The sequence below is a fragment of the Romboutsia sp. genome (genome assembly GCF_051659545.1).
Classification (GTDB): domain Bacteria; phylum Bacillota; class Clostridia; order Peptostreptococcales; family Peptostreptococcaceae; genus JBOFOR01.
Map to the genome: position 1 here is coordinate 1 of NZ_JBOFOR010000256.1, position 11,497 is coordinate 11,497.

Below are 11,497 nucleotides of genomic sequence, written 5' to 3' on the forward strand. Positions count from 1 at the left end.
TTTTTCATTCCATCCAAGATATGATGGAGATACACCATTCATAATAGAGCTTAAGAAAGATGAAAGTGTAGATACAGCACTTAATCAAATAAAAGAAAAAGAATATGCTCTAAAGTTTAAAAAAGAGTATAAGGATAGAAAAGTATTAGCTGTAGCAATTTGCTATAACTCAAAAACAAAAGAACATAGTTGCAAGATAGAAAAAATATAATGCTTAGTCCACCAAAGGATGTATGAATTTAGGTGGACTAAGCATTATTTGCTTTACAAATAATATGTAATTATTAAATAGGGGTTAGATACTTTTCTTAATTTGTTGAAATATAAGGGAAAGGAAGAAGAGGTGAATACAATGACTAAATCGTTATATGATCCAGAAGTAGAAAAAAAGGGAATTGAACAAGGTATAAAAAATACTAAAATTGAAAATGCTAAGAATCTTTTAGATGTACTTGATGATGATACTATAGCTGTAAAAATTGGATTAGATATAGAGGTTGTTAAAAAACTTAGAAAAGAAAGCTTAAGTTAAAAAATTATAATGACGTTTAAGCAATTAAATTGAGCTTGGATAGATTATTTTCAATTTTATAGTAAGTAATAACACTCATAATAGAACCACTTTCCTAACCGGCATAACCCTTTCAGATGGCAAGAAGGAAACTATGTTTCTTTCAATCTCCCTTAGGGGTGTAGAACTTGACGTTTTCTGTTAAGTTTATGCTACGGAGCAGGATTTGGTTAGGAGTTCTGGAATGGAGACGTTGATAGAGTATAAAAATATATAAAATAATATTTAATTTAACTAGTGTACAAATTTATGTACACTAGTTTTTGTTTTTAAGTAGAAATATAAGTATAATATAAGTATGTTAATAATTGTAAAATCAAGGGGGAATAGATATTAATTTTATGCCTATACAAAAAATATGTAAAATTTGCAAAATAATATATTTGATTAGCACTCCGCAAGAGATACTCTTACATGGAAATATATGTAGAGAATGTAGAAATAAGTTAAAAAAATAGAAACTAATAAATGAAAGGGCCAAACAGAATGGAAATGAAAAAAATGCAAACTAAATGTACTTATTTATTTAATAATATAGAGTATTCAATAATTTCAAAGAATGATATAGATTTAAGAATAGGCAAAAAGAAGATTGATAATTTTGTTAAAGAAAAAGAATCTATGTTAAATAGTATTGAAGAAATATTATTAAGTCCTGATAGTAAAAAAATAGTATATTTTTATAATGAAGATATAACAAAAGAGCAAGAACCTATAGATTTTTTAAATGAAGTACATAGTAAGTTTTCAAACTACAAAGTATTTATGAATATGAATATACATGAAAATTCTAATGAATATATACTACTTAATGAAAGATATAAAGACTTAGCTGATTTTTTTGAAGAACATAACGAAGTTAGTCTTGCTATAAATGGTACTATTGTTGAAGCTAAAGAAGAGGAAAATGTAACAATATTTGTATCTATATAAAGTAAATGTGATAATGAATATATGAAGTTGAGGATAATTAAATGAATAAGGTAAACAACAATATTAAATTTTATACTTTTATAGATATACTTAGTACCTACTCAGATGAGAATACATCTATATCTATAAAAGAAATAAACCATCATATGAACAACAGAATAGGTGTAACATTAGATAGAAGAACTGTGTATTCATACACAAAAGATATGAGAACACTTGGATTAGATGTGAGTACTTACAATGAAGAAACTGGTGGATATCATTTTATTAATCATAGCTTAGAAGAACACGAAATTAGAATTTTAGTAGATGCAATATCTGCTAGTAAGTTTATTACTAAAAAGAAAACTGTAGAGCTAGTGGACAAGTTATCTAGACTTAATTCAATATATATTAAAAATGATTTGAATAGTCAAGTATTTGTAGATGATAGATCGAAGTCTATAAATGAAGAGATATTTATTAATATTGATAAGATAAATACAGCAATTAGAAATAAGAAGAAAATATCATTTTATTATTATGATTACAATTCAAGTATGAATTTGGTACCAAGGTTAAATAAGGAAAATGAGTCAAAGAGATATACAGTAACGCCTATAGCTACTATTTTAAAGAATGAGAATTATTATTTGGTTCTTGCAGATAAAAGGCATAATGATTTATCAAATTATAGAGTTGATAGGATGAAGGGTATTGAGGTTGTTGATACTGGTGCTAGGATTTTAGATGAAATTGAGGACTGTAAAGGTGGGTTTAATCCAGCCGTTTATTCTAAGAAGAGCTTTAAGATGTTTCCTGGTGAAGAGAGTAGGGTGGAAATTAGGTTTGAGAGGAATTTACTGAACTTTATGATAGATGAGTTTGGATGTGATATAGAAATTATTGATAATGAAGATGGAAGTTTTAATGGAAGGTTTGTAGCTAAGATTGGTAAGGGTTTAGCTAGATGGATTTTTCAATTGGGAAAGGATGCAGTTGTGGTTAGCCCAGAGAAGTTGAAAAATGCGGTAAAGTGTGAGCTTAAGGATATATTAGTGAGATATTAGATGTTAATATCCAATATTATTGATAATTAAAAATTTCAGATTAAACTCATATTAGGAAATAATAAAGATGAAATACAAACAAAATATTTCAAAAAATGACAAAATGGTATGATATATTAATATATAAAGAAGTAGTATTAAACTTTCTTAGTATGTTATATTTGAGTGCGAAAATTTATAACATTATATAATTCAATAAATACAGATATGAAGGAGATTGAAATGAACATAAGCTTTAAATGTAATCCATATACAAAAGAAAATATTATCCTAGAAAACAATGTACCTTATGATAAAAATAGCAAGTTACATAAATACAAAGATAGATATGTTTATCAATTAAATGAAGAATTTGTAAAAGATTTAGTTGATGAATTTAATTATAAAGAACTTAAAATTAAATTTTCAGGGTCTAGATATGATTATGAAAATCTACAAATATTAGCTGAAAACTACAATGATAATAATAGCAATAGTATAAAATTTATAGAAGATAAAATCTTAGAAAGCTTAGATAGAAGAGATGAATTAGAGCAAATAGTAAGTTTAGTTGAAGATTCTCAAATAGATGATGAATATAAAGAGGAATTAATAAATCCAATAAAAAAAGCATTAAGTGATGACATAGAAGTAGCTATAGTAGCAACTATGAGTGCTGGTAAATCTACACTTATAAATGCAATTGTAGGAACTAAGATAATGCCATCAAGTCCACTTGCTTGTACAGCTAGTATAGTAAATTTAAAAAATAATAAAAATCTAAATGGTTATAAGATAACTAAAATAAATGATAAAATAGGTGAAAAATTTGTTGACCTAGAAGCAATGGAAGATTTAAAAGAACTAGATAAAGTAAAATATATTGATTTAGAAGGAAAAATAGAAGGTCTTAAAGATATAAAAAACTTAATACTAGTAGATACGCCAGGGACAAATAACTCATTAAATATAGAGCATAAAAAGACAACAATGGACTTTATAAAAAGTAATAAAAAACCAATTATCTTATTTATATTAAATGCAGAAGATTTATTATCAGATGATGAAGCTCAGCTATTAGATGCCATATCTAGAGAAATAAGAAGAGATAATGAAAAAATAGATGAGGATAGATTTATTTTTGTTGTAAATAGAGCAGAGCAGTTAAGAAAAATAGAACATCTACAAGGGGCAGTAGATAAGGTAAAAGAAGGGTTACAAGAAATAGGAATAATAAATCCTAATGTGCACTATGTATCAGCCTACAATTCGTTTTTAAGTAGGATAGATGAAAATGAGCTAGATTACAATGAAGAAGATGATTTAGATGATTTACTAAAAAGAATAAGAAAAAGAGTAAATGATGAAAGATTTATTAAATATCACAAGTCATCTACAGTATCTCAAAAAACATCAAAATTATTAGATAAGCAATTAGAAGAAGCTTTAAAGGATGAAGATTACAAGATAGCATCTCATATTTTATCTGGTGTAAAAGGTTTAGAGATGAGTATTGCTGAGATTGTTGATAAATATAAAAATGTAAATCTAGTTGGAAATGCTATAGATGAAATTGATAGAAAAATGAAAAAACAAAAGATTCAAGAAGAAATACAAAATCAACTAATACAAAAGCAAGAAGAAGTCGATCTACTTCAAGAAAATATCCAAAAAGCATTATCTATATTAAATAGTTGCGAAATTAAAGATAATTTAATTCAAGAAATAAATGAATTACAATTTCCAGAAGATATGAAAAAAGTAATTGCAAAAGTATCCTCTGAAATGAATAAGTTCGCATCTAACATAAGAACCATAGAGACTAGGCAAATAGATGGATGTAAGTTTGTAAGAGAAAATACTGCTCAAAGTTTTTTGAATAAGTTAAGTAATGATGTTGGATTTCTAAAGGCAGATTTAGATTCAGAATATGAATTATATGTAAAAAATGGGATTTATAAAACCGGACAAAAAGTTATAGATAAGTATAAAAATCAATTATTCAACACTTTAGAGGAAATTGAAGATTTTAATAAAGTAAATATACTTACTTATATAAATTTATCTTTACCCAGTATTAAGAATTTTGTAGACAAGAATTCAAAATTAAAAGAAATATATAATCCAGACAAAAGATGGTGGAAAATATTCACACCTAAGTATATACAACGCTCATTTGTTAAATTTAGTGAAATAAATGAGTTTACTATGGAAATACAAGAATCAGTTTTAAGTCATATTGAACGTATAAAAGAAGAAACTCAAAAACATAAAAACTTATTGATTAAACAATTAGAAATAATTGTATCAGATATTGATAGTAAAATTGAAGAGTGTATGCAAGAATTAAATATTTTGGCTGAAAATAAAGAAGCATTAGAAGTAGCAATTAGTGTAGATGCAGAATTAGTAGAGTTAATAGATAACTATAAAATCAATTTAGAAAAAATAAGATCAATATAGAGGAGTATATAATGATAAATACAAAAGAGAAATTTAATGAAGCAATAGCTAGTGAAAGTATAATTAAAATTAGAGTATTTTTAGATAATTGTATATTATGGGATACTTTAAATAAAAAAGAAATAAAAGAGTATGTTGAAATATTATCTAGTAAATCTATAAATGGTAAGCCAGTATTTGAAAAAGATAATAATATCGATTTAGAACAATTTAAAGATACACAAGAAGATTTAGACAACTTATATGCAGAGTCAATGTTAAATTACTCTAAGGAAAAGTACTTACATAGATTAAAAATAGCTGATAGATTATCAAACCATAATAATAAAAATACAAATATCTCTACAGAAAATAAATCACATAATACAGCTACAAAGACAATTGCAAAAACTGATACAAAGGGGTCAGTAAGTAATTCAAAAAAGAAATTAGCCCTTGCAGCGTTAGTAGTGGGTGTGGGGGCAGTAGTAATTTATCTTGTTATCAAGAAACTAAACTAATAGTTGTTGAAACTAACAAGTGGATAATAAAAAAAGAGCCGAAGATAAAAAATAAAAATAGTAATTTTTTTAAAAAGTATAATAAGTAGCATTAAAGGAGTTTAATATGAATGAGGCAAGAAATATTGGGGAATTAGAAAAAGCATTAGAACTTTGCAAAAGATATTTAGATAAAGAATACTTAGAAGAATTAACAAGTTTAGATTTAGTTGATATTCCTATGGATGATAATAATATTAGAATAATTAAATTAAAGAAATTTGTATACAATGAAAAAGAAAATAATATTGAGAAGTTGACGTCTGTGTTAACATCTATCAATAACATAAATTCTACATTTGCTTATATAATTAATAGTACTAAAAATGAAGTAAATATATATTTAGCAATAAAGACTTTAGATAAAACATCTTTAGGCAAGGATTTATTAGAAAATGGATTAAAAGGAAATTTTCCAGGGATAGAATTAGAAAACATATATAGAGATGAAGTAGATTTGCTTTTTGATAAGAAAATTTTTAATAAAAGTATGACAAGTATAGCTTCATCTGTAGTAATACCTAAAGAAAAAAATGAAAAGCTAGATATAGACATTCAAGGAATAGAAAAGTTTATAGACTCAATGCTAGGAGAGGAATATACAGCAATATTTCTAGCAAAATCTCTTACTTTTGGACAAATAACACAAACAAAAGAAGAATTAGAAAAAATATATACATTAATAAGTCCTTTTAAAGAAACAGACTTCTCTTTTAGTGAAAATGAAGGTACGAATCTATCAAAAACTATATCAGAAGGTATAACTAAAGGAATTTCAAATACTATTACACATACACAAGGAACATCAAATACAACAACAAAAACAATTGGTGGAAGTATAGGTGGAGGGTTAGGAAGTTCTATTACTGGAAGTATAGGCATATTAGGTTTAGGAGCATCTATAGGTAAGACAATTTCTTTAAATGCATCTATAAATGGTTCTATAGCAAAAGGGAAAACTGAGTCAAGTAGTGATTCAAAATCTAACACTACTCAAGAAAGTACAAATAGAACTAATTCTGATACTAAAGGATATACAAAAGGTGAATCAAGAACTTATTCTTTTAAGTCAGAAAATAAAAGTAGAGTACAATTATTAGAAAAAATAGATGCTACTTTAACAAGAATTCAAGAATCAGAAGATATAGGTATGTTTTCTTTTGGTGCTTATTTTATAGCACATACTTCAGATATAGCTTTAAGATTAGCCTCTACATATACAGGATTAGTTAGAGGTAAAAACTCAGGGTTAGAAAATAACCACATTAACGTATGGAGTGATGAAAGATGTAAAGTAATAGAAAATAGATTAAGAAACTTAGAGAATGTAGTATTAAAAGACGAAACAGATTTAGAAATAACACCAACAACTCTAATTACTTGCAGAGAATTATCAATCGGTACTGGATTTCCATACAAATCAGTACCAGGCATAAACTCAATGAACTTTACTCCTTTTGCTAGAAACGTATGTACTTATGATAATATAACATATGGATCAAAAGTAAGATTAGGGAATGTATTTCATATGGGGAATGAAGAAAATAGAAGTATAGACTTGTCTGTACAAGATTTAACTATGCATACATTTATAACTGGGTCAACAGGTTCTGGTAAAACAAATACAACTTGTAAGTTGATAGAAGAGGTAAATAAAAAAGGTGTAAAAGTATTAGTAATTGAACCTGCAAAAGGTGAATATAAATATGCATTAGATGCAAATAAATTTAATGTATATGGTACAAATCCATATATGAACAATATGTTAAAGATAAATCCATTTAGTTTTCCAAAAAATATATTAGTATTAGAACATATAGATAGATTAGTAGAAATATTTAGTGCCTGCTGGCCGTTATATGCAGCAATGCCAGCAATTTTAAAAGAAGCTATAGTAACTTCTTATGAGAGTGTAGGCTGGGATTTAGACGATTCTTACAATGAGAGTGGAGAGTTTCCAACGTTTATTACCTTACTAAGTATATTACCAGAGATAATCAATAAATCAGCTTATTCTGATGAGTTAAAAAGTAATTACATAGGTTCTTTAGTAACAAGAGTAAAGAGTTTAACAGTTGGAATTTTAGGCAATATACTTAATAATGGAGATATAAAAGATGAAGAGTTATTTGAAAATAACAATATTATAGATTTAAGTAGAATGGGTTCTGTAGAAAATAAATCACTAATAATGGGGATGTTGTTTTTAAAGTTATATCAATATAAAATAGACAAAGAAGAGTTTACAAATGAACTAAAACATTTAACTGTTATAGAAGAAGCCCATAATCTATTAAGAAAAACTTCAACATCTTCATCAGAAGGAAATAATATTCAGCAAAAATCCGTAGAAATGATATCTAATGGTATAGCAGAAATGAGAGCTTATGGAGAAGGCTTTGTAATAGTTGACCAATCACCTACATCTTTAGACGATTCAGTAATAAAAAATACAAATACTAAAATATTGCTTAGACTTCCGGATGAAAGAGATAGAAAGTTAGTTGGAGAATCAGCATTATTAAAAGATGACCAAAAATTTGAAATTGCAAGACTAAGAAGAGGGGTAGCTGTAGTATTTCAAAATAATTGGTTAGAGCCTGTTCTTTGTAAGATAGATAGATTCGATAGCAAAAATAACTACAAGAGTATAAGAAGAACTCCCAATGATTTCAAAGTAGCAAAAAGAAAGATAATAGAAATTATTTTAGCTAAAAAGACAGGAGAAGAAATATCAGTTTCTAAGCAAGAGCAAGATAGAATATTTGATTATTTAAACGTGTACTCAATTGATAATAATTTTAAAGAAAAGTTTACAAGATACATCGAAGCAAATCCAAAAGATAAAATGCTAGTTAACTTTGAAGATAGCGCAAAAGTAGCAGAATTTATTTATAAAACATTAAATGGAGAAAAAATAATAAGTGATGCTATTAATAGATGCTCTAATAAATCAGATGAATTAATAGAGGATATACATAAAATTTTAGTAGAAGAACTAAACCAAAAGCTAGAATTTAACTTTATAAATACTGTAGAAATAATAAAACACATATTAATTTACAATGCAATGGTAGGGGGAAACCTTGAACGTAACTTTTTAAACAATTGGATACATCTAATGGAAGGGAGAAATCTATTTTGAAGGATATAGGATTTTCAGATTGTAAGGAGACTGACAAAAATAAAAATGTATTAGAATCAATGTCTATAGTAGAGGACGATAGAAGTTTTAAAGATTTACTAGATTTAAAAGTAGACAAAGAGGAATTAAAAGGTATAAATGAGACAAAAGATATAAAAGAAGATGAAGTAACTAAAATCAAATGTGTTAATGAGGATTTAGAAGGAAAACAACATCCCGAATCAGGTGTAAAATACGAACGCAAAGTAGTAGATGATGGTGAAGGTAATAAAGTAGAAGGTGTGTTTCCGCAGTTTGAATCTGAATTTGAAGCTACCTTAGATAAAGATGAATTAAAATCATCAGATATAGTACAATTTAATAGAGCTAATAAACAGTTAAAAGAAGCAGTTGCAGCAAATCCAGAGTTAGCTAGCAAATTTACACCACAGCAACTACAAATGATAGAGAAGGGTATGAAGCCTAAAGGATTTACATGGCATCATAGCGAAGAAGTAGGAAAGCTACAACTAGTAGATAGCAAAATACATGCTATTACAGGTCATACAGGTGGACAAAAAGTTTGGGGCGGCGGTTCAGAAAATAGATAAGGAGTAAGTCGATGAATACTATACAATGGCAGTTTACAAGTGATAATGGAACTATAGAAGATATAAAAAAGATAGAAGAAATAACAAATGTAAAATTACCGAAGGAATATGTGCAATGTGTATTATTAAATAATGGTGGATACCCTGATAAAAACACTTTTGATATAGAAAATGAGAAAGGAAAAGTATTTGAGTATTTATTAGGAATATCTGAGGAAGATGATGAAGATGTGCTTAGCATTTATAAACTATTTAATGATAATCAAAAAGTAGATGTAGTTCCTTTTGGAATGGATCCATTTGGTAACTATTTATGTTTTAAATATAACAACAAAGATGAATACAACGTTATATTTTTAGATCATGAAAATAAAAATGAAAAATTTATTAGTAAAGATTTTGTAGGATTTATTAATAAGTTACATTAATTTAAAATATAAAATAATTATATTAAAAGAATATACTAATAAGGCTATTAATAAATAACCACTAAATATTGAATATTTAGTGGTTATTTGAATTAGTAACAAATTTTATTAAATAAATAGAATATAATAGAAAATAATGTTTTAAATTATATTTATTTTAACTAGATTTAAATAAATTTTTTATAAGTACTAACCTTAATAATACCACCATTAAAGCAATACCTAAACAGAGTCAGGGAGACTCCGAGTTTATTAGCTGCTACTTGTCGGGTATAACTATTTTTTAGAAAATTTATACGTAGTACAATAAGATAAGGTATTCAAAAATAAATTCGACAAAGATATATACCAAGATTGGGTCATACAATGCGGTATTGATGAAAGGAATGGGAATATTATTGAGGAGGACTTAAGTTGCATTACCTATAATAAGATATTTAATAAAAAATGAAGTCTTAGAAGAAGTTGATTATAAGTACAGAGTAATTATTTTATATATTATAAAATATGATATAGATAGTAATAATCCAATATAATCATAGGCTAAGTAAAGTAAACTACCAAGTTTAAAGTGTTAAAAATATTAGTAAGTCTATAAATTGAGATTTATTAACTTACACCTAGCAAGACTCAGTTGGGTACAGATATTAATTACTTTTGTCATAATTAAGCTAAAAAGTTAAGTAATATGGTTTGAATTATTATTAAAAAGGGTCTGTAGGCCTATTTTTTAATGCGACAGACCATTTTATACTTAGGAAATTAAATTATAAAAGACTAAATTTTCTTTAACCTGATTATAAGTAGTAACACTCATAATAGAACCATTCTCCCAACCTGCATAACCCCTTTCTGAAATACCAAGAGCTTTAGCTGCATCTCTTTTAGTTAAATTATTTTCTTCTCTCCAATTAATAAGCTTGTCCTTAAAGTTATCAGATTTTAGTAAGAATTTAGAATATCCATCCTTACATAAAATATTAATATCCAATACAGATCGTAATTTATTAATAGACTCTAAAGTAGGATAGAAATGTTCAAGTTCATATGAAGCTATCATACTTCTTTTCATCTTAGTAGCATTAGCTAAATCATACTGCGATAAACATTTCATTAACCTAAGCTTCTTTAATCTTTGTCCAAAGGTATTTTCTGGTAAATGACTATAATCATATAGCCTATGGGTAAAATTTGTGTTTATGGACGGAGCGCAGAAGCAATATGCACTGGTAGTTTGGCTGGACACAATGCAGCTAGAAGCTGTGTAGGAATGTATCTGTTACAACTACCTACTAATTTACTGATAGGTGATTTTATAGCTTATTCTAATAATGAAATGCACAAACTTGAAGGAGATAAATTGAGATTTACTTTTGCGGGAAGTATTTATTTTAATAGAATGAAAGAACTTGGATTTTACACTACTGATACTAATGAAATCTATGATAGAGTTAAGAAAGCTAGCTTAGTGGGTACTTTTGATAAAGTTGTTATAAAGTAAGGGGTTAGGCATTTTGCCTAACCTTTTTTACATATATTTACAGATTTGGAGCAAGTAATGTTATTAGTTATTACATATATGATAGAGCTTGTAAAGATAATCTGTAGGTACTAGTTAAAGAATTAACACTAATAATACTATTATGTTTATTTTTTTATCTATATTAAAGAGTGTTATAATATAAGTAAAGATGAAAATATGAAAGGGTAAAGTAATAAAAATATGAACTTAAAAAAGGGAATATACGAGCAACTAATAACAGACAAAATAAATGAAGAACTAAAAAATAGAAAAAATGA

The 11,497-nt window shown here is 26.6% G+C and carries 11 protein-coding genes; 10 read left to right on the forward strand and 1 reads right to left on the reverse strand.

What is annotated here, in order from left to right; all coding sequences use genetic code 11:
- The 9 genes from ACRC03_RS14485 to ACRC03_RS14525 all read left to right on the forward strand — a co-directional run.
- A partial coding sequence (locus tag ACRC03_RS14485) for a PD-(D/E)XK nuclease domain-containing protein (protein WP_438653296.1) occupies positions 1 to 211 on the forward strand: 211 nt, incomplete at its 5' end.
- Between the two features lie 141 nt (positions 212 to 352).
- A complete protein-coding gene (locus ACRC03_RS14490) occupies positions 353 to 532 on the forward strand; it encodes a hypothetical protein (RefSeq protein ID WP_438653297.1) in 180 nt (59 codons plus the stop codon).
- A gap of 507 nt (positions 533 to 1,039) precedes the next feature.
- Complete coding sequence (locus ACRC03_RS14495; protein WP_438653298.1) at positions 1,040 to 1,504, forward strand: hypothetical protein; 465 nt, start codon at positions 1,040 to 1,042, stop codon at positions 1,502 to 1,504.
- Between the two features lie 41 nt (positions 1,505 to 1,545).
- Positions 1,546 to 2,553 (forward strand): helix-turn-helix transcriptional regulator, encoded by a 1,008-nt coding sequence (locus ACRC03_RS14500; protein ID WP_438653299.1) that lies wholly within the window; start codon positions 1,546 to 1,548, stop codon positions 2,551 to 2,553.
- Between the two features lie 222 nt (positions 2,554 to 2,775).
- Positions 2,776 to 4,995, forward strand: coding sequence for a dynamin family protein (locus tag ACRC03_RS14505; protein WP_438653300.1), 2,220 nt, complete (start codon positions 2,776 to 2,778; stop codon positions 4,993 to 4,995).
- A gap of 11 nt (positions 4,996 to 5,006) precedes the next feature.
- Positions 5,007 to 5,495: a hypothetical protein gene (locus ACRC03_RS14510; RefSeq protein ID WP_438653301.1), complete on the forward strand. Its 489-nt coding sequence runs from the start codon at positions 5,007 to 5,009 to the stop codon at positions 5,493 to 5,495.
- A gap of 106 nt (positions 5,496 to 5,601) precedes the next feature.
- The gene (locus ACRC03_RS14515) at positions 5,602 to 8,679 is read left to right on the forward strand and encodes a helicase HerA domain-containing protein (protein ID WP_438653302.1); all 3,078 of its coding nucleotides are present in this window, start codon (positions 5,602 to 5,604) and stop codon (positions 8,677 to 8,679) included.
- The gene (locus tag ACRC03_RS14520) at positions 8,676 to 9,269 is read left to right on the forward strand and encodes an HNH endonuclease (protein WP_438653303.1); all 594 of its coding nucleotides are present in this window, start codon (positions 8,676 to 8,678) and stop codon (positions 9,267 to 9,269) included. The genes ACRC03_RS14515 and ACRC03_RS14520 overlap by 4 nt, the downstream gene beginning before the upstream one ends.
- 11 nt (positions 9,270 to 9,280) lie before the next feature.
- Positions 9,281 to 9,697 carry an SMI1/KNR4 family protein gene (locus ACRC03_RS14525; RefSeq protein WP_438653304.1) on the forward strand — a complete coding sequence of 139 codons (417 nt, stop codon included), beginning with the start codon at positions 9,281 to 9,283 and terminating at the stop codon, positions 9,695 to 9,697.
- A 754-nt stretch (positions 9,698 to 10,451) separates the two neighbouring features.
- Here the strand turns inward: ACRC03_RS14525 and ACRC03_RS14530 are convergent.
- Positions 10,452 to 10,943 (reverse strand): helix-turn-helix transcriptional regulator, encoded by a 492-nt coding sequence (locus ACRC03_RS14530; protein ID WP_438653305.1) that lies wholly within the window; start codon positions 10,941 to 10,943, stop codon positions 10,452 to 10,454.
- Between ACRC03_RS14530 and ACRC03_RS14535 the strand changes: the two genes are divergently transcribed.
- Complete coding sequence (locus tag ACRC03_RS14535) at positions 10,878 to 11,198, forward strand: hypothetical protein (RefSeq protein ID WP_438653306.1); 321 nt, start codon at positions 10,878 to 10,880, stop codon at positions 11,196 to 11,198. The two genes, ACRC03_RS14530 and ACRC03_RS14535, sit on opposite strands and share 66 nt — an antisense overlap.
- Positions 11,199 to 11,497: the final 299 nt, after the last annotated feature.